Here is a 21,914-nt window from a genome sequence, read left to right as displayed (position 1 = left end):
CGGGCATTTCTTTACAAAACCTAAACGAAAAAGGTTAACGACATCCTTGCGTGCTGCCATTTGCTGACAGGCATCCTGGAGAAGGAATGACGACCGATTTCTCAGGCTTTACAGCCGTTTCCTGCGTTGTCGCCTGTGGCGATTGAGGCAGCGGTGACGGTATGGCGACATTTACTTTTGGCTGCGTTGCGACGGCCTGAGGTGCGGTAGTTACCACTGTCTGAGGCTGGTATGATATGTTGGCGGGTGCGGACACGCGACGAGGCGTTGGCGGCGGCAATGGCGCTTGCGAGCCCGGCTGCATCGGGAAGGATGTTCCAACGACAGGATAAATCGGGTTGCTGGAACGACCAATGCCGGCATCAGGTGCCTGCGGCGTGCCGTATGGGTTCCATGTCGGATTGGTGTAGTTGCCAGTGATCGTGAAATTATACATCAGTGACAGCAGTTCCTGCACGGTTGCCGATGGCTGGCAAAGGCGTGCACGAACGTTGATTTTGCCAAGGTTACGCAATCCCTGGCGCATGTCCTGCTTGGAGCGAATTTCCTGCCAACCATAAAGACATAGATCGCTGCCCTGTCCGTTGCCCACGGCATAGGAAAATGCGCCGTAGCTGTTTTGCAGATATTCTTGCGACATCGAAATGCGCTTGCCGGGAAACTCGCGACGGATTTCACGTGCAATCTGGCTAGCCCGTGTCCCTTCAAAGCCAAGACCGTCTGTTACGGTGGTGCCCTGCCTTTGCGGTCCGAACAGCTCGATCTTCAGATAATTCTGGCCCGGTGTGGTGCCTTCGGAGCGCAGCAGGACATCCTGCTTCATGGCATTGGAATAATTGTAGTTAATCACGGCCATGATTTCAGGTCCGCCAGGCGGAGGGAAAATCATTGCCTGTTCGGCTGCCACCATTTGCGGTGCGCCAGATGTCTGGATGCCGCCCTTATCCGTGCAGCCTGAGAGGATGCCAAGAAATAGCGGAATCGACCCGAAAACAAGGGTTTTCGAGAGAGTAACTGTCGCCGAATCTTGCGTTCTGGAGAGGCCGCGAGGGACCCGAATCAGTTGTGACCAGACCATGCCTATGGAATAGGGGAGGAGCCTGATTTAGCAATCTGAAAATTAACCCGTGAGCGATGTTTTTCATCTTTTGTTCATACATTTTTTAAGATCTGGCGAATTTTGTTAAGCGATTGTTAACCCTTCCCATTTTCAGCCATGTGAACAACCCCCGAAATTAAGAAGTCTGAAACAATTGGATGTGAATTTCCTCACATCCGCAGCAGGTTTGGCTTGGTCGTTCATTAAGAGCAATCAGCTGAGTGGCATGATGCCGAACTGCTGTGCTCCGGTAGGATATTATCAGTCCGGTATGTCCCCATAACCAGTATTTCGTAAAAACAGGGACAAAAAAATTATGGCTAGCATTCTGACCAACGTTTCCGCGATGTCCGCTTTGCAGACGCTGCGCTCGATCAACAGCAACCTCGAGAAGACCCAGAACAACATTTCTACGGGTCAGCGCGTTTCACAAGCGTCCGACAACGCCGCTTACTGGTCAATCGCAACTACCATGCGTTCTGACAACGGTGCGCTTTCGGCTGTTCAGGACGCTATCGGTCTTGGCGCCGCCAAGGTTGATACCGCCTACTCCGGTATGGAATCCGCAATTGAAGTTGTGAAAGAAATCAAGAAGAAGCTCGTTACGGCCCAGGAAGGTTCCGTAGACAGCAAGAAGGTTCAGGAAGAAATCACGCAGCTGCAGGAACAGCTGAAGTCGATTGCTGAATCTGCTTCCTTCTCTGGCGAAAACATGATCGCTGGTTCGGGCACGCAGTCTGTTATCTCGGGTTTTGTTCGTGACAGCAGCGGCGGCGTTTCCGTGAAGAAGACCGACTATGTCATGAAGTCCACCGGCACCGATGCCAACGTTCTGTTCGGCACCAACACTGCCGGCGCTCTTGTCACGACAGCTGGTATTCTCGGTGCAACCAGCGGTGCGCTCGGGATTTCGGTCAATAACCTCGACGTTACAAACACTTCGACAGGTTATCTCGATCAGGCGTTGACAGCTATCGAAAGCGCGCTGACCAAGATGACAAGTGCTGGCGCTGAGCTCGGTTCCGTTTCTACCCGTATCGACATGCAGGAAGACTTCATCGCCAAGCTGAACGCTTCGCTTGAGCGTGGTATCGGCCGTCTGGTTGACGCGGACATGAACGAAGAGTCCACTCGTCTGAAGGCTCTGCAGACGCAGCAGCAGCTGGCCATCCAGTCGCTGTCGATTGCAAACTCGGACTCGCAGAACATCCTGTCGCTGTTCCGTTAATCGGACCACTCACTCTCTTATATATAAAGAGAAAAGCCGCGCTCTTCGGAGCGCGGCTTTTTCTTGTGTTGGTGTTCATGCAACCGATAAGGTACTTCAGTTTTTCATGGCGCCCGGGCCTGGCGTTGCACCCGCAGGTACTTTGCCCATGATGATCATGCCAAGCACCTCATCCTTGGTGACGTCCTGTGTGCGGGCATGGCCAACCACCTTGCCGTTCTTCATCACGAATACCCTGTCTGCCAGATCAAACACGTCATGAATGTCGTGGCTGATGAGGAAGATGCCGATACCCTGTTTTTTCAGTTCCTTGATGAGGTCGCCGACCTGAGCGGTTTCCTGAGGCCCAAGGGCTGCAGTTGGCTCATCCATAATGAGGATGCGTGCATCGAACAGAATGGCGCGGGCAATGGCGACAGACTGGCGCTGACCGCCCGAAAGCGCTTTCACAGGTTCCTTGAAACGGCGGAAGTTAGGGTTGAGGCGTCCCATGACTTCACGGGCAGATGCTTCCATCGCCACATCGTCCAGCGTGCCCCATTTGGTCTTCAACTCGCGGCCAAGATAAAGATTGGCGGCCGCATCGACGTTATCGGCGACAGCAAGTGTCTGGTAGATGGTTTCAATGCCGTATTTCTTGGCATCACGCGGATTGCGGATGTCTGCCGCTTCACCGTTGATGAGAATATCGCCCTGGTCGCGGCGGTAGGCGCCGGATAATATCTTGATAAGTGTCGATTTGCCCGCACCGTTGTGCCCAAGCAGGGCCACGACTTCACCGGGAAAAAGATCGACCGAGGCGTTTTCGACTGCGTGAATGCCGCCGAAGGATATGGAGATGTTTTTCATTTCCACGAGGGGAGAGGTTTGTTCCGTCATGTCGGAAGCTCCTAAATCTCTTACTTGGCGCGGGCGCGGTAAATGGTGTCGAGCCAGACGGCCACCACCAGAACGAAACCGACGACGATACGCTGGAACGGGGTGTCGATGCCGACCAGAACCATGCCGGATTGCAGCGACTGCATGACGAGCGCGCCGAGCATGGCTCCTGCGATCGTGCCCACACCACCAGCCAGCGAGGTCCCCCCGATAACGGCTGCTGCGATGGTGTAAAGCTCATCCAGCTCACCCTGGGCATTGGTGGCTGCATTGAGGCGTGCCGTGGAAATGGCGGCAGCAATGGCGCAAAGTGCTCCCATCAGCGCAAAAATCTTTACGGTGACCCAGCGCGTCTTGATGCCGGCGAGTTCAGCGGCTTCCGGGTTGCCACCGATGGCAAACACGTAACGGCCAAAACGAAGGCGCGTGGCGATGAAGGTCATGACTGCGCCCACGCACAGAGCCATCAGCACCGGAATGGCAATGCCATGGGCGATGAACAGCCCGCCGTCTGGCCACGCAATGCCATTGGCATCGGCATAGTTACGGGCAATGGCAACCGGCCATGGGTAGCTGTTGGCAACGGCAACCGCACCAATCACGATGGCGCAACCGAGTGCACCGAGGAAATATTCCGCCCAGACCGGGCGCAAGGGGAAACCGAAACGGCGTCGCTGGTGGCGTGAGTTGAGAATGGCGACAATGATTGCCACGCAGGCAAATGCCGCGACGATCCAGCTCCATGTCGCGCCGATCGACCCGTTTGTGCCGCCGCCCATCAGGCGGAATGTGCTGTCCATAGGAGCGACAGTGCGACCGCTGGTGATGAACCATGTGCCGCCGCGCCAGACCAGCAGGCCGCCAAGTGTGACGATGAAGGACGGTACATTCATGAAGGCGATGATGAGGCCATGCAGTGCGCCGATCGCAGCGCCGACAAGCAGGCCAATGCCGAGTGTGATGATCCAGGTCGCCGGATGTTCAAAGCCGAGAACCTTTGGCAGCAGTTCAGCCTGCATTACACCCATGATCATACCGGAGAAGCCGAGAATGGAGCCGACAGACAGGTCGATGTTGCGGGTAACGATAACGAGCACCATGCCCGTCGCCATCACGGCAACCGATGCCGTCTGAACCGAGAGGTTCCACAGGTTGCGCGGCGTCAGAAATAATCCGCCGGACAGGAAATGAAACCCGAGCCATATAAGAAGAAGAGCACCCACCATGCCGAGAAGACGGGTGTCGAGTTCCGTTGCCGCGATAAAGCGCGAAATTGAACTGCGACCTGCATCATTGGCGGGATGGGACGATTTTGATTGCGTGATGTCGGCCATTGGCTGCCGTTCCTCCTCACATCATGCTGATGTCTAAGCATTACCGGCTGAAACCGCTGCTCACTACGACCTGATAAAGGTCATTTCACTCCGAAGGCGCCGCGGAGCACATTGCTTCGCGGCGCTTTGGAAAGGATGGTGCCTATGCGATTATTCGCAGGCCTTGACCGAACCGGCCTTTACGCCCTGGCAAGCGGTTTCCTTCGGAATCCAGCCTGCTTCGATAACCAAATTCAGATTGTCCTTGGTGATGGCAATCGGCTTGAGGAACACGGACTGCATGGCAACTTTCTTAGGTCCGCCTTCAAAGCTTGTTACGCCCTTGATTTCGGACATCTTCTTGCCACCGGCCAGTTCCAGCGCGATGTTGGCTGCTTCCTTGCCCAGTTCGCGGCTGTCCTTCCAGACAGACACGGTCTGTGTACCAAGAGCCACGCGGTTCAGGGCTGCAAAGTCGGCGTCCTGACCGGAGACCGGAACAGAACCTGCCATGCCCTGCGCTGCGAGCGCGGCAATCGCGCCACCAGCCGTACCGTCGTTGGATGCAACCACGGCGTCGACCTTGTTGTTGTTGGCGGTCAGGAACTGCTCCATGTTCTTCTGGGCATTTTCCGGCTTCCAGCCATCTGTATAGGCTTCACCGACATTCTTGATCTTGCCGCCGTCAATCGCTGCCTTCAGCACTTCCTGCTGGCCGGCAAACAGGAAGTCTGCGTTCGGGTCAGAAGACGAGCCCTTGATGAACACGTAATTGCCTTCCGGCTTGACCTTGAACACTTCCTGCGCCTGGAGACGACCAACTTCCTTGTTGTCGAAGGTGATGTAGAAGGCGTCCTTGTTTTCGATCAGACGGTCGTAACCAACAACCGGAATACCTTCAGCGACCGCTTTTTCAACGGCAGGACCAATGGCATCGCTGTCCTGGGCCAGAACGATCAGGGCGTTGGCGCCTTGCGAGATCAGGGCTTCAACGTCGGTCAGCTGCTTGGCAGCGGAAGACTGGGCGTCAGCGGAAATGTACTTGGCGCCAGCGGCTTCAAGGGCTTTCTTGATGGCGGCTTCGTCAGTCTTCCAACGTTCTTCCTGGAAGTTGGACCAAGACACGCCAACCACGAGGTCCGCTGCCATGGCAGCGCCGTGCAGTGAAACGAGTAAAGCCGTTCCGGCCAATAACTTGGCAAATGATTTCATGATGTCCTCCCGGATGTGACAGGTAGCGTCCGCACCTCCATGCGTTTTCTACTGTCTGAATTTGCTGTCCGAGTATGCCCTATGCATTTTTTCTCGACAGTCGAGAAATTAAATGGCAGAGATTCCGAAAGCTGTCAACCAGACGTAGTGCTTCGCAACCACGTCGGATCAGCCAAGGTTTCGGGAGGAGCCGGATAACACTTGTACTGTGAGGGCGCCGGGCTTATCTGGCGCTGGCGGCAGCGTTGTGTTGTTCGTAATGAGGGACATATTTTGCCGCTTTCGGCCATATCCAGCACTGAACTGGTTCGTCAGAAGAACAGTCTTCTGGTGATGTCGGCGCTGCGCCATCACGGCAATCTTTCGCATACCGAGATTTCATCCTTTACCGGCCTTGCCTCGGGCACCGTGTCGGCGATTACGGCCGAGTTAGAGAAAAGCAGGTTGATCCTGCGCACCGAGCAGCAGTCGGCGCAGGGGCGAGGACGTCCTCGTGTTCTATTCACACCCAATGCCGCCTGCGCCTATCTGGCGGTGGTCATCATATCATCAGACGCCATCCAGTATTCACTCGCCGACTACAACGGCAAACTGATCGACCGTTTTTCCGAACGACGGCAGGAAACGCGGCGCGGCGATTTCGTGGCGGCAATCAATACGGGGCTTGCACGCCTTGCCAGCCGTTCGCGGATTACCCATGAGGCGATCCGCCATTTGTCGATCAGCAGCAAGGGTCTGGTGGATCCGGCCGGTGGGCGGCTTGTCTGGTCGCCGGTGCTCGGGGACGAACAGGTCGATTTTCATGACGATCTCGCCGAGGTCTGGCAAAATCGCGTTGCGGTCAACAATGAGACGCTTCTGGTGGCCGAAGCCTTGTGGATGCGTCAGCAAACCAAACCGGATAGTTTGTTGACCGGGGGCAAGGGCATGCTTGCGGCACTGTCGCTTGGTCACAGTATCGGGCTTGGTATCGCTCGTTCAACGGCAAGCGGTTTTGAAGTGGTTGCACCGAATTTCGGGCACATGTTGCACATGCCGGGCGCTGCGCTTTGTCGATGTGGTTCGCGTGGCTGTATCGAAGCCTATTGCGGATTCTACGCCATCTTGCGAACGGCCTTTGAAGTGCCGCCGGACACGATACCAGCGAAATTCGTGCCGTTGGCTGAACTGGACAAGATTGCCAGCAATGCCCGCCATGGTAATCGCATGGCCGCCGTTGCATTCCGGCAGGCCGGACTTGCGCTCGGCAATGGTCTTGCGCGCCTGTTCAGTCTTCATGATCATATGCCGGTCTTCGTCACCGGGCCGGGCACACGGTATTATGATCTGCTGCAGGGCGGCATTCTGGAAGGGCTTTTACAGTCACAAGCCGTGCGTTTTGGCGGTTTACCTACCATTCACGTCGAACTTAATGAACCAGAACTGGTTTTTGAGGGGCATATGGGGCTTGCATTGTCGCGCATGGATGAAGATATGGTCTCGGCGGGAATGACAACACCCCCCAGCGCACAGGCGGGGTGATCCAAACGGGAGAGATTTATGCAGCTCATTGATACCAATCATCCGATTTACCGTCCGCTATGGGTGCGGCTTTTGATTGTTATCTCCTGTACTGTATGGTCTCTGATTGAGTTCTTTATCACCCAGGAAGCATTCTGGGGCACGATCGTCGGCGGCGTTGCTGCCTATTCCGCCTACATGCTGCTGTTTACATTCAAGCCAGCTCCACCGGTAGAACAAAGGCCTGATGTGGCCAAAGACGACGAGGCTAACGACTGATCAGCTTGATGGCCTGATCGATCAGCAGATTGGCCGCTGTCATGCGGGCATGGGCGTTGGCACGAAATTCGGGTGACAGACGGTCGGGATGATTGAGCTTGGCAAAGGCGCGGCGTTTTTCCGACAAGCTTTCAACCGTGTCTTTGCCATCGATTGCCAGTTCATCGGAAACGTCAGCTAGTGACGTCCGTTCCAGATAGGCGGGCATTGGCTCCGGTTCGGGCTCCGGCTCAGGCTCTGGTGGATCGGGCAGAAAGTCGAGATAGGCATCGAAGGCTGCGCCAAACCGTTCAGGATCCGGTCGTTCTGTCTCCAGCACAAAACTTGTCGTGAAACCGGTAACCGTCTTGTGCGGTGTAACTGCTTCTTCTTGTGCCTGTTCTTCCGCTTCTTGGTTCAGCCGTTCAACAACGGACTGAAAGACGGATTGTCCAAAAAGCATGTCTTCCTCCTTCGTTGAGGTGAGCGTTGCCGTTTCAGACCTTATGCATTGGAAAGATGGCGCAGGGCTTGCAGCGGTGAATAGGTGGTGGACGCGACGTTGCGGCTTTCTTCGAGAACAAGGTCGTACAGCAGCTGGGCGCTGGGCGGCAGGGCCCGGTCCTTTGCGGTGATCAGGCTGTAGGGTTTCAGGTTCAGCTCAAAGTCGGTTGGCAGAATGCGAATTTCCCCGACCTGCGAGCTTTGCCCGGCCACAAACTCCGCCATGTCATAGGCGAGCGGTGCAATGGCGTTGGTTTTGCAGACGATCGCCAGCGTCAGCACCACGGATGGTGTATTGATGATGTTGCGTGGCATCGGTGCGCCATTCGCCACAAAAATCTCTTCCATGGTGCGACGAAGCAGGGCGCCCGGTGGCTGGAAAACCCAGTCAAAGTTTGACAGATCCTGCAGGCGGGCAGGGCCATTGTCGAGCAGCGGATGGCCCTTTCGCACCAGAAGACAGGCGCGCTCGACGCCAATTTCATGGGCGTTGAACGGAGCCGGGTTCAGATCTTCGGGTATACGACCGATGATAAAATCCTGACGAGCGGCCAAGAGATCGCGTGCCAGTACGTTACTGGTCTCTACCTGTACGTTGATTTCGATGCCCGGATAAGTCTCTACGGCGCGGCTGATGGCGGGCACCACCATGCTGATGGCGGGTGCCGTGACCGAGCCGATAAACACCGATCCGCCGCTGCCGGATTTCATCTGGGCAAGTTCGCGCCCGGCCTCGCGCAGTTCCAAAAGTATCTTGCGGGCACGAAGGGCCAGAGCCTCACCGAATTGTGTCAAGACGACGCCACGGGAGGCGCGCTGACAGAGTGGACTTTTGACGATTGATTCCATTTCGGACAACATGCGTGATGCGGCCGGCTGCGTCATGTTGAGGGCTGCCGCCGCAGCGCTGACTTGTCCATGGTCTTTTATCATGACCAGCATACGAAGATGGGCCATCTTCAAGCCTGCACGCAAAAGTGGATTATCCTCGACTGCTGAGAAAAAATCATCCCTATCAAGTGCGTTTTGCTCTCTGGAGTTGCTCATAATGTCACATCTCGCCAATTTCGGGTGTTATATCGATTTAATATATCAGAATTGATATGACAAACGCCAGATATTCTATTTGACAGTTATATGGATTCAGAACAGTTTGCACCTGTGCCGTGGAGGAGCGGCGGGCAGGCGTACTGATAAGTAAAAAACCGTCCTGTCCAAATCTGCCTCCTTACAATTCTGGCATGGATTTGAAGGCGGCGCCTGGGGCGCGCCTGACAAGGGTTCAAAGGGAGAGATTTATGAAATCCATCGTCTCGTTAATGGCAGCCTGTGCCATCGGCGTTGCAAGCTTTGCTGCGCCTGTATTCGCTCAGGACAAGGGCACTGTCGGCATCGCAATGCCAACGAAGTCCTCTGCACGCTGGATCGACGACGGCAACAACATCGTCAAGCAGCTTCAGGACGCTGGCTATGCCACAGACCTGCAGTATGCTGACGACGACATTCCGAACCAGCTTTCGCAGATCGAAAACATGGTAACGAAGGGCGTCAAGGTTCTGGTTATCGCTTCGATCGACGGCACGACACTGTCTGACGTTCTGCAGCAGGCTGCTGACAAGGGCGTTAAGGTCATCGCTTACGACCGTCTGATCCGTAACAGCGGCAACGTTGACTACTACGCAACCTTCGACAACTTCCAGGTTGGCGTTCTGCAGGCAACTTCGATCACGGACAAGCTCGGCCTCAAGGATGGCAAGGGCCCGTTCAACATCGAACTGTTCGGTGGTTCTCCAGACGATAACAACGCATTCTTCTTCTACGATGGTGCGATGTCTGTTCTTCAGCCTTACATCGACAGCGGCAAGCTTGTTGTAAAGTCTGGCCAGACCGGCATGGACAAGGTTGGTACACTGCGTTGGGACCCAGCAACGGCCCAGGCCCGTATGGATAACCTGCTCTCCGCATTCTACACAGATGCAAAGGTTGATGCAGTTCTGTCGCCTTACGATGGTCTGTCCATCGGTATCTTGTCTTCGCTGAAGGGCGTTGGCTACGGTTCTGGCGATCTGCCGCTGCCGGTTGTGTCCGGTCAGGACGCTGAAGTTCCGTCCGTCAAGTCGATCATCGCTGGCGAACAGTACTCCACGATCTTCAAGGACACACGCGAGCTGGCCAAGGTTACCGTTGGCATGGTCAATGCCGTTATGCAGGGCAAAGAACCTGAAGTTAACGACACCAAGACCTACGAAAACGGCGTGAAGGTTGTTCCTTCCTACCTGTTGAAGCCAGTTGCTGTAACCAAGGACAACTACAAGGAAGTTCTGGTTGACGGCGGTTACTACACAGAAGACCAGCTGAAGTAATCTGTTTCTGAATGCCGGGGGTGGAGCATCGTCTTCTCCCCCGGATTTTGTTTGAAAAAATCGCCGGATTAAACCGGCGCTGGATTTTGATATGGACGATACCATTCTCGAAATGCGGAATATCACCAAGACGTTCCCCGGCGTTAAAGCGCTGGAGAATGTGAACCTCAAGGTTCGCAAGGGTGAAATTCATGCACTCGTCGGTGAGAACGGCGCAGGAAAATCGACCTTGATGAAGGTTCTTTCCGGTGTATATCCCGCGGGCTCATACGACGGCGAAATTCATTACGAAGGTCAGGTGCGTAATTTCCGCGCCATCAATGACAGTGAAGATATTGGCATCATTATCATTCACCAGGAGCTGGCGCTCGTGCCGCTGCTGTCGATTGCCGAGAACATTTTTCTGGGCAATGAAATCGCCACCAATGGCGTGATCAGCTGGCAGCAGACGTTCAATCGCACGCGTGAGCTTCTGAAGAAGGTCGGGCTGAAAGAATCGCCTGAAACTCTGGTTACCGACATTGGCGTGGGCAAGCAGCAGCTTGTTGAAATCGCCAAGGCGCTGTCCAAGAGCGTGAAGCTGCTCATTCTCGATGAGCCGACAGCTTCGCTCAACGAAAGCGATTCCGATGCTCTTCTCAACCTGCTGATTGAATTCCGCAATCAGGGTTTGACCTCGATCATCATCACGCACAAGCTAAACGAAGTGCGCAAGGTGGCCGACCAGATCACGGTTCTGCGCGACGGCATGACCGTCAAGACGCTGGACTGTCACAAGGAAGAGATCAGCGAAGACGTCATCATCCGCAACATGGTGGGCCGCGATCTCGAAGATCGTTATCCGCCACGCAACGTGCCGATTGGCGAGACCATTCTTGAGGTCAAGAACTGGAACGCCTTCCACCAGCAGCACCGTGACCGTCAGGTCTTGCATGATATCAATGTTACCGTCCGTAAGGGCGAGGTGGTCGGTATCGCAGGCTTGATGGGTGCAGGACGTACCGAATTCGCCATGAGCGTGTTCGGCAAGTCCTATGGCCACAAGATCAGCGGAGACGTGCTGATCGATGGCAAGCCGGTGGATGTCAGCACGGTTCGCAAGGCGATTGATGCCGGGCTTGCCTATGTGACGGAAGACCGCAAACATCTTGGTCTGGTGTTGAATGACAACATTCTGCACAATACCACGCTTGCCAATCTTGCCGGTGTTTCCAAGGCATCCGTCATCGACGATATCAAGGAAATGAAGGTCGCAACGGATTTCCGTTCGCGCCTGCGCATCCGTTCACACGGCATTTTCCAGGAAACGGTCAATCTCTCCGGCGGCAACCAGCAAAAGGTTGTGCTGTCCAAGTGGCTGTTCTCCAACCCCGAGGTTCTTATCCTCGACGAACCGACGCGCGGTATCGACGTCGGTGCGAAATACGAAATCTACACTATCATCAACCAGCTTGCCGCCGATGGAAAAGGCGTTCTGATGATCTCATCAGAAATGCCTGAACTGCTCGGTAACTGCGACCGCATCTACGTTATGAACGAAGGACGCATCGTCGCTGAACTGCCGAAGGGAGAGGCGAGCCAGGAAAGCATCATGCGCGCTATCATGCGCTCAGGGGAGAAGAACTCATGAGTTCGGCCAATACCAATACCGAAGAAAGCAACGTCGTTTCCATCTCGTCCTATCTGCGGAGTAATATCCGGGAATACGGGATGCTGCTTGCGCTCGTCGCGATCATGCTGTTCTTCCAGGTCTATACCGGTGGCATTCTGTTTGCTCCGACCAACCTCACCAACCTCGTGCTGCAGAACTCGTTCATCGTCATCATGGCGCTGGGCATGTTGCTGGTCATTGTGGCAGGGCATATCGACCTTTCGGTCGGTTCAATCGTTGCCTTCGTCGGGGCGATTGCGGCTATCTTGACCGTTCAATGGGGCTGGCACCCGCTCTTGGCAGCTATTGTCTGTCTGGCTGTCGGTGGCGTTATCGGTGCGGCACAGGGTTACTGGATTGCCTATCACCGCATTCCATCGTTCATTGTGACGCTGGCGGGCATGTTGGTGTTCCGTGGCCTGACGCTGTTCGTGCTGGGTGGCAAGAACATCGGTCCGTTCCCACGTGACTTCCAGATCATCAGCACCGGCTTCCTGCCGGATATCGGTGGCATCGAAGGTCTCAACACCACATCGATGATCATTACCATCCTGATCCCGCTGGTTATGTTCTTCCTCAGCTGGCGTCGCCGTGTGGTCAACCAGAGCCATGGTATCGATGTTGAGCCGCTCAGCTTCTTCGTTATCCAGAACGTGCTGGTAACGGCTGCGATCCTGTTCCTTGGTTATAAACTGTCGGCCAACCGTGGTCTGCCGAACGTTCTGATCGTCATGCTGGTGCTGATTGCTTTCTACAGCTTCATTACCCGTCGCACGACCATCGGCCGCCGTATCTACGCGCTGGGTGGCAACGAAAAGGCAACTAAGCTTTCCGGTATCAACACCGAGCGCTTGAGCTTCCTGACCTTCGTCAACATGGGTGTTCTGGCTGGCCTTGCTGGCATGATCATCGCAACTCGCCTCAACTCGGCAACGCCGAAGGCCGGCGTGGGCTTCGAGCTTGACGTGATCGCGGCTTGCTTCATCGGTGGTGCCTCGGCATCCGGCGGCGTGGGCAAGATCACCGGTGCGGTAATCGGCGCGTTCATCATGGGTGTGATGAACAACGGCATGTCGATTGTCGGTCTTGGCATCGACTTCCAGCAGATGGTCAAGGGCCTCGTGCTGCTGGCTGCGGTGTTCTTCGACGTCTACAACAAGAACAAGGGCTGATCTTCGGATCAGCCTTCCATCCTCACTACAGAGGTTTTTCACGGCCGTTCAGCGGCCGTGTTCATGTCTAAAGCTTTTAATGCCGGGAAAGGAAATACCGTGCTGATTTCACAGGTCAAGGATGCCAGTGGCAAGCTGGTGGTCGCTGTTCGCGAAGACGCTGGCGAGGCGCGTGCCGTAAACAACGCTGATTCCGTTTATGCATTGGCAATCGAAGCCGCAAACAGCGGCAAGAGCCTTGCTGATGTTGTTAAGGCCCATGGTCTTGGCGATGTTGTCGATCTCGAGAAGGCCTATGCTGAAGGTCGTTTCCTGCCGCCGATCACCCATCCGGATCCTGCACACCTGCACCTGACCGGCACCGGCCTGACCCACCTCGGTTCCGCTGCAACGCGTGACAGCATGCACAAGAAGGCCAACGATACGGCCGAAGAAACGCTGACCGACTCCATGAAGATGTTCAAGATGGGTCTTGAGAACGGCAAGCCGAAGGCTGGCGAAAAGGGCGTTCAGCCGGAGTGGTTCTACAAGGGTAACGGTTACGTTGCCACCGCACCGGGTGCTGCACTTCTGTCGCCTTCGTTCGCTTTGGACGGTGGTGAAGAGCCTGAAATGGCTGGCATCTACGTTATCTCGGACAAGGGTGAGCCCTTCCGTATCGGTTTTGCCGTTTCCAACGAGTTTTCCGACCACGTGACGGAGCGGGTCAACTACCTGTATCTGGCACACTCCAAGCTGCGTCCTGCAAGCTTCGGCCCGGAAATCCGCGTTGGTGCGCCACCTGCCGACATTCGCGGTACATCGCGTATTCTTCGCAAAGGCAAGGCAATCTTCGAAAAGCCGTTCCTGTCGGGTGAGGACAACATGTCCCATACGTTCGAGAACCTTGAATACCATCATTTCAAATACGGCCTGTTCCGCGCACCGGGCGATGTGCATGTTCACATGTTCGGTACGGCAACCCTGTCCTTCGCGGATGGCGTAAAGCCTGAGGCTGGCGACGTGTTCGAGATTGAAGCTGCCGGTTTCGGCCTGCCGCTCAAGAACCCGCTGAAGGTTGAAGCTGAAGAAACCATTGCGGTAAAGCAGCTCTGATTTCCCGAGCGCGCATGCCGCGCTCTTTGACTAAGATCGAAAGCCCTGAACCTCACGGTTCGGGGCTTTTCCTTTTGGAGGCGTTATTGCGGGTTCCAGAGCCCGGCCTCACCAACCTCCACAGAGTTGCCTGATGGGTCTCTGATGTAGACGGAATAAGAACCGTTATTCCAGCGTTGATAGTGCTCGACCTCAATGCCCAGGGACAGAAAATGGTCTCTCCATCTGTCGACCTCGGATTTGCTGTCGACGCGGAAGCAGAAATGGCCGCTGCCAGTGGTGCCGTGACGCGGGATGGGATTGGAGGGATCGGCGATGCGAGATTTCTCAGGGTCGAAGATCAGCAGCATCTGTTGGCCGCAGCGGAAGAATACAAATTGTCCGGCCAGTTTTCGCACAATCTCAAGCCCGAATACGTCGTGATAGAAGCGCTCTGCTGCATCGAGATCATCGGCGTAAATCACCGTTTCGAAAATGGCTTTTGGTGGTTGCATGGTTTCCTCCGTTGTCCAAGTAAAGTAGCGAGCACGTCTATGTGTTCGCTCTCTTCAAATTAGCGCTTGAACCTCTAGTCGCTGTAGCTTGTAGGTTTTTACCATGAAGTTGAAGGATGGCGTCATGATGGAAGACGAAGCAAGGAAATATCTCGCAGAAACCGCTCTGCTGAATTTCGGATCGGGTAGTATTCAAGCGCTGGTGAAAGCGCGAGGCTGGGATGAGCTGTCTGCTTATGCCCGCATTGGCGCGGTCTATGACTATGTCAGAAACGAAATCAGGTTTGGCTACAACAGTGCCGACGATATTCCGGCCAGTGATGTGTTGGCTGATGGTTACGGCCAGTGCAACACCAAGGCGACGCTGCTGATGGCATTGTTACGCGCTGTCAACATCCCGTGCCGCTTGCATGGTTTTACAATCCATAAGGGTTTGCAGCGTGGCATCGTACCGGAACTGGTCTATGGACTTGCGCCTGACAATATACTGCATAGCTGGGTGGAGGTGTATCATGAGGGCACTTGGGTGGAACTTGAGGGTTTCATTCTGGACGCGGCATTTCTGAAAATTTTGCAGGGTCGGTTTGCGGGGCAGGGTACATCACTGTGTGGTTACGGTGCAGGCACCGATTGTCTTGAGGCGCCGGCCGTCGAATGGAATGGTCGCGGCACCTACATTCAGAAAACCGGTATCAATGCCGATCTCGGCCTGTTTGACAGTCCGGATGTCTTTTATCGCCAGCATAGACAGGCGATCACCGGGTTGAAGGGCCTGTTATATCGCAGCGTCATCCGGCATTGGATGAATGCTCGCGTTGCCAAAATTCGTGGTGGCCAGATACCAATTATTCCGGGAGGGCCAGCAGCACATGCGCATCAACCGGGTGGCGTTCTTGCGAAACGGAACGGTTAGGGTTTAACCGCAGTGACTTGAAGCCATTTTGTGGGTTGCCTGTCATAGCCACTGCCGTTCGCTGTCACCACTGACAGGCTGGCCCAGGGATATTGGTCATAGACCTCGCGTAGCCAGGCTTCCGAGGGGTAGTTGAAATAGCGATCAAACTGATCGCGCCCCTCTTTTTCCCCTGCCTTGAAACTGGCGTAGAAAATGCCGCCGTCCTTCAAGGCAGCGTGAACGCGACGGATGATGCCACCAAGTGCGGCACGGGGTACGTGCAGAAGGCAGGCATTGGCCCATATGCCATGATAGGTCTGCTCGGCATCGATATCGTGAAACAGCAGAGTTTTGACGGGGATGCCAAGCCTCAGCGCTGCGGCTTGTGCAATTTCCGCCGTGCCGTCAGTGGGATGCACGTCAAACCCTTGGGCAATCATCACTTCGCTGTCTTGTCCGGCCCCGCACCCCAGTTCAAGAATGCTGGCGCCCGGCTGAAGCTGAGACAGGAACTGTGTCAACTGTACATGCAATGGTTTTTCGCCGCGCGAGGTATAGGCATCTGCCTCCCGGGTGTAAAAGTCCAGCGTGGTAATGTCGTGTTTGCCCTCTGCCATTCCGGCGTCCGCCTTAGCTCTGTGACTGGCTTTGGGCCTGCTCCACAGTCACCGAGACGTTCAGATCCTCCGCCGAGTTCCCAATCCGCATGCCGGAAACAGGCGCACAATCACGGTAACATAGGCCGGATGCGATTGTGACGTAATGGTCGTTCGGGCAGAGGTTGTTGGCGGCATCAAAACCAACCCAGCCAAGCCCGGTAATATGGGCTTGCGCCCATGCGTGGGTTGCGGCTTGTTCTTTCACGCCATCCATCAGCAGATAACCGGATACGTAACGCGCTGGAATGTTGAGCATTCGAGCAGCGGAAATGAAAATGTGAGTGTGATCCTGACAGACGCCTTTTTGCGCCTCCAGCGCCTGTTCGGCAGTTGTTTCACTGTCGGTTGAACCAGGCAAATATTCAACAGTCTGGTGAATGGTCTCCATCAGGCCATGCAGTTTCGCAAGTTCGTTTTCACCGCTCGCATTGCGGGCCAATTCTCGGATCAGTTTGCCAGGTTTTGTCAGTAGCGTTTCGCGCATGAACAACCAGAGCGGCGCATAGGTGTTGTGCGGACCGTAGACACCGGCGCGGTCTTCCGTCTCGATCTCGCCCGATGCCGTCACGGTCACGGTCTGACCTTGTCCTTCAAGTTCGACAAGTTCCACACGGTTGCCGAAATGGTCGTCGTAGTTGGCTTCAACTGTTGCCCCCTCAACGGTGACCGCCCAGTGTCTTACTGTCTGGCCCGGTCCCGTTGTCGGGGTCAGGCGCACACGCTGCAAGGCGTAGGGTACAGGGGCATCATATGTGTAGCGGGTAACGTGGTTTATCTTCAGACGCATTGTTCCATCCGTTTCCCGCTCATTGATAGAAGCGGTACCCTTCCGTTATTTCCTGGCCGAGCTGGCTGTTCCGGTTAACAAACTCCTCAAGGAATTCGTGCAGGCCGCCATCCATGATGCGGGTTACCGTCGTGCTTTTAAGACTTGCTCGAATAGCATCGGCGGTTTCATGTGCCTTGTGCTTTTCAACATAGTCCGAAGCAAGATATCCGAGATTGCTGACGATTTTTTCGTAGCAATAGGCGAGCGAGCGCGGCATGCGACCGTTGAGAATCAGGAAGTCGGCAATGTTTGCGGGTTTGTATTCAGCGTCATAAACCCAGCCATAGGACCGATGCGCCGAAACGGAGCGCAGAATGGATTCCCACTGAGCATTGTCCAGTGAAGAACCGACATGGCTGGCCGCCGGCAACAGCACATAATATTTGACATCCAGAATTCGGGCGGTGTTGTCAGCACGTTCAATGAAGGTGCCGATGCGCGAGAAATTGTAGAGATCGTTGCGCAACATGGAGCCATGGAATGCACCACGCACCAGTCCGGCGCGTTGCTTGATGGCGTCGATGCATTGTGGAAGTTCGGCTGCCTTGACCTTTCGGGAAAGCATGGCTTTCACCTCAATCCAGAATTCGTTGGTTGCTTCCCATGTTTCCCGTGTTAGTGCGGTGCGCACCATGCGGGCATTGTTACGACCCGCTTCAATGCACGACATCACGCTGGAGGGGTTGCTGCTGTCTCGTAACAGATAATCGATGGCGTCACTTGAGGTGACGCGCTCGTGTATCTCGGCAAAACTTTCGCGCACACCAGCGCTTTGCAACACGCCGTCCCAGTCTTCATCACCGGTGCCACTGCGTGTCAGAGAAACGCGCAATCCCGCATCGATGAGGCGTGCGATGTTTTCGGCACGCTCGATATACCGGAACATCCAATAAAGTCCGTTTGCAGTCCGTCCCAGCATGCTTCAGTCCTCCAGTACCCATGTATCCTTGGTGCCGCCGCCCTGACTGGAATTTACAACCAGCGAGCCGGCCTTCAGCGCAACGCGCGTCAAGCCACCGGGGATAATGCGAACCTTGTCGGAAACCAGAACATAGGGGCGCAGATCGACATGGCGCGGGGCAATGCCGTTCTTTACCATGATGGGAACTGTTGAAAGCGAAAGTGTTGGCTGGGCAATGTAGTTTGCGGGTCGAGCACGCAGCTTTTCAGCAAACAGAGTGCGTTCTTTCTTGCTGGCTGTCGGACCAACAAGCATGCCGTAACCACCGGAACCATGGACTTCCTTGACCACTAGTTCGGCAAGGTTATCCAGCACATATCTCAGACTGTCCGGTTCAGAACAGCGCCAGGTTGGCACGTTTTCAAGAAGTGGTTTGCGGCCGGTGTAGAACTCGACGATTTCAGGCATGTAGGAATAGATCGCCTTGTCGTCGGAAATGCCGGTGCCGGGCGCGTTTGCAATGGTGATGTTGCCTGCGCGGTAGACATCCATGATGCCGGGAATGCCCAGTGCCGAATCCGGACGGAAGGTCAGCGGGTCAAGGAAGTCGTCGTCAACACGACGGTAGAGCACATCGATGGCCTCGTACCCACGTGTGGTCCGCATCTTGACCTTACCATCCATCACCCGAAGGTCAGAGCCTTCCACCAATTCCACGCCCATCATGTCGGCTAGGAAGGAATGTTCATAATAGGCGGAGTTGTAGATACCGGGTGTCAGCACTGCGACGCGCGGTTTGCCGGTGCAACCGGGTGGTGCCAGAGACGAAAGAGACTGGCGCAGCAGATAAGGATAGTCCTCAACCCGCTGTACCTTGTTCTCGTGGAAAAGTTCCGGAAACATCTGCATCATGGTTTCGCGGTTTTCCAGCATGTAGCTGACACCTGAAGGTGTACGCGCATTGTCTTCCAGCACGTAAAACTGGTCTTCGCCAGTGCGGACAATGTCCGTGCCGACAATGTGGGTGTAAACGCCGCCCGGTGGCGTGAAGCCGATCATTTCCGGAAGAAAGGCTTCGTTTTTCTCGATCAATTCCCGCGGAATACGTCCGGCGCGAATGATTTCTTGCTTGTGATAGATATCATCAAGGAAAGAGTTAAGCGCGAGAACGCGCTGCTCGATACCCTGTGCCAGCTTTCTCCACTCACGGCCTGAAATTATGCGGGGAATAATGTCGAAGGGGATAAGCTTTTCGGCGCTGTCGGCATGTCCGTAGACCGCGAAGGTAATGCCGGTTTTTCGGAAGATCTTTTCTGCGTCTTCTGACTTGCGGATCAGGTGCGCCCTGTCCTGGCGGTCGTACCACTCGTTATAGTTTTGATATGGGCTTCGCGGAGCGTTGTCCGCACTTATCATTTCGTCAAATGCCAACGGTATGTTCCCCATTTTTTACCATTTGAATACAACGACAGAAGCAATGCAAGAACCATGCGCAGTTCAGCAAAAAGATTTTTTATTCGTTGGTTCAAGAAAAAGCCCACGCAACTCAGGAATTTGCATTGCCCGATCTGTGTAAAAATTCGGCATTTGCGCAAAGGTTCCGGTGCGGCAAATATTATCTTTGCGAACTGTCTGCGTGATAAAAATGCGATTGCTTATTTTTTACTCTGAATTGCATTTTTTGAGTTTTGGCGACGAAGAAACACCAGTCAAAGCGCACAAAATCGAGGCGTGGGCGCGTGGCGTCAAAAATACGGAACAGGGGAAATGCATCAAAGGGGAAAAGATTAACCCTTCGCGTAAGGGTTTAGTACATTGTTAACCATAAAATTATACCTCTTGTTCATATTCGATTGGATGACGGGGGTTATATGTCCATCTCACGCCGTGCGGTACTGTTCGGATTGCCGCTTTTCGTTGCTGGTTGCGCGAGCACCGGTGTTCCAATGACGCAGAAGTATGCCGCGAAGCCTGCTGAAAAGTTCCCGCTTCCAGCCATGCCGCTTGACAAGATCAAGCCGGAATTGCGCCGCCAGGAAGTGGCATATGAAACAGCACATCCGGCTGGTACCGTCGTCGTCGATACGCCGGCCCGCCGCCTCTATTACGTGATGGGCGAAGGTCGTGCGATGCGTTACGGCGTTGGCGTTGGTCGTCAGGGGCTGGCGTTGAAGGGTGATGCCTATATCGGCCGCAAGTCGGAATGGCCAAGCTGGACACCCACTGCGAACATGATGCGCCGTGACCCCAAGAACCTGAAATATGCTGGCGGCATGCCGGGTGGTCCCAACAACCCGCTCGGCGCACGTGCGCTGTATCTCTACCGCGGTGGCAACGACACGATGTTCCGTCTGCATGGCACCAACCAGCCGCAGTCGATCGGCCACGCCATGTCGAGCGGCTGTATCCGCATGTTGAACCACGATGTGATTGATCTTTTCGAGCGCGTGCCGGTTGGCGCACGCGTGGTGGTTCTTCAGGCCTGATCAAGGTCGAGATCGCTGACAACACGACCATATCACAACAGCCCGGAGCTTCAGTGTTCCGGGCTGTTGTGCTTATCGCAGGGCTTCAATCGGTGAGGCGTCGCTGCGCAGGGCAAGTTCTGCCAATATTAGCGAGATAATACCGGCGACAAAAAAGCCAGCAGCCAGATTGGTTGCTGTTCCATTGTAAAAACTGCCCATCACTACTGCAAAAACCGTGGCAACAAGGCTGGATCCGGAAGCGATGAGGGATGCGCCGAGGCCAGCAACCTGTCCAAGCGATCGCATAGCCATGGCATTGAGATTGCCAAACAGGATGCCGATTGCGAAGAATGCCGCAAAACCGAATGCCATCAAGGCGGTGAGCGGCAGATGACCCGTCCACAAGAGGGTGGTGAGCAGCATCAGGAAGCCGGTGATTGCCAAAGCCACGAAAGCGGCGCGAGCCATCACCTCCATGCCAAGACGCTGGACGAGTTTTGCGTTGAGGAATGACGCCAGCCCGATGCCGGTCGCCAATGCGGCAAAATAAAACGGAAAGGTTTCCTTGATGCCGTAAGCATCAAAGAACAGATCTGCCGCAGTGCTGAGGTAGAGAAGCTGCGCGCCAAATACGACGCCCGTGGTGATGATCAGCAGCAACACTCGGCGGTTGGCGAGGATGCGCGCGGCATTGCTGAAAAGCAGTTTTGGCCGGAAGGGGATACGTTTTTCAACGGGCAAAGTTTCCGGTTGTCGGATCAGCATCCACAGGCCCAGTACCATTGCCATGACAAGATAAATGGCAAAAACCGTGCGCCATCCCGACAGGGTAATGATGCCCTGCGCCAGCGCAGGGGCCAGCATCGGCACCAGGATAAACAGGGTGAACATGAAAGACATGACGCGTGCCATGTCATTGCCCTCAAACTGGTCACGGATCATGGCGCGGGTTGCGATCTTCGGCCCGGATACGCCAACACCTTGAAGAAATCGGCCGAGAATGACCATCTCGAGTGATCCGGCCAGCATGGCTACGACCGTTCCCGCTGCGTAGACGCAAAGGCCAAGAACCAGCGCTTTCTTGCGTCCCAATGCATCCGATATTGGTCCCAGAAACAATTCGCCAAAGGCCATGCCAAAAATGAACAGCGAGATGATGTGCTGGGTCGATAGCGGCGGTGCAGTACCGACCTCATCGGCGATCTGGCGCAGGCCCGGCAACAGCGCGTCGATGCTGAGCGAGGTCAACGAGGTCAGCAGGGCATAGAGGGCGATACGCTCACGAAAACTAATCGAGGATGGGGCTGCGGTCATTGAAATTCTGCGCTGATAAAGAAGATGGTTCGGCTCTATCAGCTTTCAGAAGAAATGCAGAGGTGCGTGGCGTTTTTTAC

The 21,914-nt window shown here is 55.0% G+C and carries 21 protein-coding genes; 9 read left to right on the top strand and 12 right to left on the bottom strand.

Going from position 1 to position 21,914, the window contains the following annotated elements:
- Positions 1–34: 34 nt before the first annotated feature.
- Complete coding sequence (gene bcsN / locus PYL13_RS14255) at positions 35–889, bottom strand: cellulose biosynthesis protein BcsN (RefSeq protein WP_368077685.1); 855 nt, start codon at positions 887–889, stop codon at positions 35–37.
- 526 nt (positions 890–1,415) lie between these two features.
- Here bcsN and PYL13_RS14250 point away from each other — a divergent pair.
- Positions 1,416–2,327, top strand: a complete 912-nt coding sequence (locus PYL13_RS14250) for a flagellin N-terminal helical domain-containing protein (protein ID WP_192488304.1) — start codon at positions 1,416–1,418, stop codon at positions 2,325–2,327.
- A gap of 96 nt (positions 2,328–2,423) precedes the next feature.
- Here PYL13_RS14250 and PYL13_RS14245 read toward each other — a convergent pair whose 3' ends face one another.
- The 3 genes from PYL13_RS14245 to xylF all read right to left on the bottom strand — a co-directional run bounded on the left by PYL13_RS14245 (position 2,424) and on the right by xylF (position 5,731).
- On the bottom strand, positions 2,424–3,206 hold the full coding sequence (locus PYL13_RS14245) for an ATP-binding cassette domain-containing protein (RefSeq protein WP_250982040.1): 783 nt from the start codon (positions 3,204–3,206) through the stop codon (positions 2,424–2,426).
- Between the two features lie 20 nt (positions 3,207–3,226).
- Positions 3,227–4,540, bottom strand: coding sequence for a sugar ABC transporter permease (locus PYL13_RS14240; protein WP_250982039.1), 1,314 nt, complete (start codon positions 4,538–4,540; stop codon positions 3,227–3,229).
- Positions 4,541–4,690: 150 nt separating this feature from the next.
- Entirely contained in the window at positions 4,691–5,731 is a 1,041-nt protein-coding gene (xylF, locus tag PYL13_RS14235; protein ID WP_275641761.1) for a D-xylose ABC transporter substrate-binding protein, read from the bottom strand.
- Between the two features lie 333 nt (positions 5,732–6,064).
- Between xylF and PYL13_RS14230 the strand changes: the two genes are divergently transcribed.
- Positions 6,065–7,252 (top strand): ROK family transcriptional regulator, encoded by a 1,188-nt coding sequence (locus PYL13_RS14230; protein WP_441296667.1) that lies wholly within the window; start codon positions 6,065–6,067, stop codon positions 7,250–7,252.
- Between the two features lie 18 nt (positions 7,253–7,270).
- Positions 7,271–7,510, top strand: coding sequence for a hypothetical protein (locus PYL13_RS14225; protein ID WP_275641760.1), 240 nt, complete (start codon positions 7,271–7,273; stop codon positions 7,508–7,510).
- Here the strand turns inward: PYL13_RS14225 and PYL13_RS14220 are convergent.
- Positions 7,500–7,952: a hypothetical protein gene (locus tag PYL13_RS14220; protein WP_275641759.1), complete on the bottom strand. Its 453-nt coding sequence runs from the start codon at positions 7,950–7,952 to the stop codon at positions 7,500–7,502. The two genes, PYL13_RS14225 and PYL13_RS14220, sit on opposite strands and share 11 nt — an antisense overlap.
- A gap of 41 nt (positions 7,953–7,993) precedes the next feature.
- Positions 7,994–9,040, bottom strand: a complete 1,047-nt coding sequence (locus PYL13_RS14215; RefSeq protein WP_192488310.1) for a LysR family transcriptional regulator — start codon at positions 9,038–9,040, stop codon at positions 7,994–7,996.
- A 251-nt stretch (positions 9,041–9,291) separates the two neighbouring features.
- Here PYL13_RS14215 and chvE point away from each other — a divergent pair, with 251 nt between their 5' ends.
- The 4 genes from chvE (at position 9,292) to araD1 (ending at position 14,274) form a co-directional block, all read left to right on the top strand.
- Entirely contained in the window at positions 9,292–10,356 is a 1,065-nt protein-coding gene (gene chvE, locus PYL13_RS14210; RefSeq protein WP_192488311.1) for a multiple monosaccharide ABC transporter substrate-binding protein, read from the top strand.
- 91 nt (positions 10,357–10,447) lie between these two features.
- Positions 10,448–11,986 carry a sugar ABC transporter ATP-binding protein GguA gene (gene gguA / locus PYL13_RS14205; protein WP_192488312.1) on the top strand — a complete coding sequence of 513 codons (1,539 nt, stop codon included), beginning with the start codon at positions 10,448–10,450 and terminating at the stop codon, positions 11,984–11,986.
- Positions 11,983–13,179: a multiple monosaccharide ABC transporter permease gene (gene mmsB, locus PYL13_RS14200; protein WP_192488313.1), complete on the top strand. Its 1,197-nt coding sequence runs from the start codon at positions 11,983–11,985 to the stop codon at positions 13,177–13,179. Before gguA ends, mmsB begins: the two co-directional genes overlap by 4 nt.
- A gap of 99 nt (positions 13,180–13,278) precedes the next feature.
- Positions 13,279–14,274 carry an AraD1 family protein gene (araD1, locus tag PYL13_RS14195; RefSeq protein ID WP_275641758.1) on the top strand — a complete coding sequence of 332 codons (996 nt, stop codon included), beginning with the start codon at positions 13,279–13,281 and terminating at the stop codon, positions 14,272–14,274.
- 83 nt (positions 14,275–14,357) lie between these two features.
- On the opposite strand, the gene PYL13_RS14190 is transcribed toward araD1, so the two are convergent.
- Entirely contained in the window at positions 14,358–14,768 is a 411-nt protein-coding gene (locus PYL13_RS14190; RefSeq protein ID WP_275641757.1) for a VOC family protein, read from the bottom strand.
- Between the two features lie 103 nt (positions 14,769–14,871).
- On the opposite strand from PYL13_RS14190, the gene PYL13_RS14185 reads away from it, so the two are divergent.
- Positions 14,872–15,681 carry a transglutaminase-like domain-containing protein gene (locus PYL13_RS14185; RefSeq protein WP_275641756.1) on the top strand — a complete coding sequence of 270 codons (810 nt, stop codon included), beginning with the start codon at positions 14,872–14,874 and terminating at the stop codon, positions 15,679–15,681.
- On the opposite strand, the gene PYL13_RS14180 is transcribed toward PYL13_RS14185, so the two are convergent.
- The 4 genes from PYL13_RS14180 to PYL13_RS14165 are packed head-to-tail and all read right to left on the bottom strand — an operon-like array spanning position 15,678 to position 19,483.
- Positions 15,678–16,280 (bottom strand): class I SAM-dependent methyltransferase, encoded by a 603-nt coding sequence (locus PYL13_RS14180; protein WP_275641755.1) that lies wholly within the window; start codon positions 16,278–16,280, stop codon positions 15,678–15,680. The two genes, PYL13_RS14185 and PYL13_RS14180, sit on opposite strands and share 4 nt — an antisense overlap.
- A gap of 13 nt (positions 16,281–16,293) precedes the next feature.
- Positions 16,294–17,109, bottom strand: coding sequence for a transglutaminase family protein (locus PYL13_RS14175; protein ID WP_250982031.1), 816 nt, complete (start codon positions 17,107–17,109; stop codon positions 16,294–16,296).
- Between the two features lie 19 nt (positions 17,110–17,128).
- The gene (locus tag PYL13_RS14170; protein ID WP_275641754.1) at positions 17,129–18,070 is read right to left on the bottom strand and encodes an alpha-E domain-containing protein; all 942 of its coding nucleotides are present in this window, start codon (positions 18,068–18,070) and stop codon (positions 17,129–17,131) included.
- A gap of 3 nt (positions 18,071–18,073) precedes the next feature.
- Complete coding sequence (locus tag PYL13_RS14165) at positions 18,074–19,483, bottom strand: circularly permuted type 2 ATP-grasp protein (RefSeq protein ID WP_250982030.1); 1,410 nt, start codon at positions 19,481–19,483, stop codon at positions 18,074–18,076.
- A gap of 440 nt (positions 19,484–19,923) precedes the next feature.
- Between PYL13_RS14165 and PYL13_RS14160 the strand changes: the two genes are divergently transcribed.
- Positions 19,924–20,538: a L,D-transpeptidase gene (locus PYL13_RS14160; RefSeq protein WP_192488320.1), complete on the top strand. Its 615-nt coding sequence runs from the start codon at positions 19,924–19,926 to the stop codon at positions 20,536–20,538.
- A gap of 72 nt (positions 20,539–20,610) precedes the next feature.
- Here the strand turns inward: PYL13_RS14160 and PYL13_RS14155 are convergent, their stop codons facing one another.
- On the bottom strand, positions 20,611–21,834 hold the full coding sequence (locus PYL13_RS14155) for a multidrug effflux MFS transporter (protein ID WP_250982029.1): 1,224 nt from the start codon (positions 21,832–21,834) through the stop codon (positions 20,611–20,613).
- Positions 21,835–21,914 lie beyond the last annotated feature (80 nt).

The organism is Agrobacterium sp. Azo12 (assembly GCF_029193765.2).
Lineage (GTDB): Bacteria > Pseudomonadota > Alphaproteobacteria > Rhizobiales > Rhizobiaceae > Agrobacterium.
Note: the sequence above shows the minus strand (reverse complement) of the source record. Positions and strands in the feature narration are given on the sequence as shown.

Coding starts and splice junctions, on each gene's coding strand:
- chvE (WP_192488311.1), top strand. CDS start 9,292: ATGAAATCCATCGTCTCGTTAATGGCAGCCTGTGCCATCGGCGTTGCA.
- PYL13_RS14240 (WP_250982039.1), bottom strand. CDS start 4,540: ATGGCCGACATCACGCAATCAAAATCGTCCCATCCCGCCAATGATGCA.
- xylF (WP_275641761.1), bottom strand. CDS start 5,731: ATGAAATCATTTGCCAAGTTATTGGCCGGAACGGCTTTACTCGTTTCA.
- mmsB (WP_192488313.1), top strand. CDS start 11,983: ATGAGTTCGGCCAATACCAATACCGAAGAAAGCAACGTCGTTTCCATC.
- PYL13_RS14185 (WP_275641756.1), top strand. CDS start 14,872: ATGAAGTTGAAGGATGGCGTCATGATGGAAGACGAAGCAAGGAAATAT.
- PYL13_RS14175 (WP_250982031.1), bottom strand. CDS start 17,109: ATGCGTCTGAAGATAAACCACGTTACCCGCTACACATATGATGCCCCT.
- PYL13_RS14180 (WP_275641755.1), bottom strand. CDS start 16,280: ATGGCAGAGGGCAAACACGACATTACCACGCTGGACTTTTACACCCGG.
- bcsN (WP_368077685.1), bottom strand. CDS start 889: ATGATTTTCCCTCCGCCTGGCGGACCTGAAATCATGGCCGTGATTAAC.
- PYL13_RS14190 (WP_275641757.1), bottom strand. CDS start 14,768: ATGCAACCACCAAAAGCCATTTTCGAAACGGTGATTTACGCCGATGAT.
- PYL13_RS14155 (WP_250982029.1), bottom strand. CDS start 21,834: ATGACCGCAGCCCCATCCTCGATTAGTTTTCGTGAGCGTATCGCCCTC.
- gguA (WP_192488312.1), top strand. CDS start 10,448: ATGGACGATACCATTCTCGAAATGCGGAATATCACCAAGACGTTCCCC.
- PYL13_RS14245 (WP_250982040.1), bottom strand. CDS start 3,206: ATGACGGAACAAACCTCTCCCCTCGTGGAAATGAAAAACATCTCCATA.
- PYL13_RS14170 (WP_275641754.1), bottom strand. CDS start 18,070: ATGCTGGGACGGACTGCAAACGGACTTTATTGGATGTTCCGGTATATC.
- PYL13_RS14225 (WP_275641760.1), top strand. CDS start 7,271: ATGCAGCTCATTGATACCAATCATCCGATTTACCGTCCGCTATGGGTG.
- PYL13_RS14215 (WP_192488310.1), bottom strand. CDS start 9,040: ATGAGCAACTCCAGAGAGCAAAACGCACTTGATAGGGATGATTTTTTC.
- PYL13_RS14220 (WP_275641759.1), bottom strand. CDS start 7,952: ATGCTTTTTGGACAATCCGTCTTTCAGTCCGTTGTTGAACGGCTGAAC.
- PYL13_RS14230 (WP_441296667.1), top strand. CDS start 6,065: ATGTCGGCGCTGCGCCATCACGGCAATCTTTCGCATACCGAGATTTCA.
- PYL13_RS14250 (WP_192488304.1), top strand. CDS start 1,416: ATGGCTAGCATTCTGACCAACGTTTCCGCGATGTCCGCTTTGCAGACG.
- PYL13_RS14160 (WP_192488320.1), top strand. CDS start 19,924: ATGTCCATCTCACGCCGTGCGGTACTGTTCGGATTGCCGCTTTTCGTT.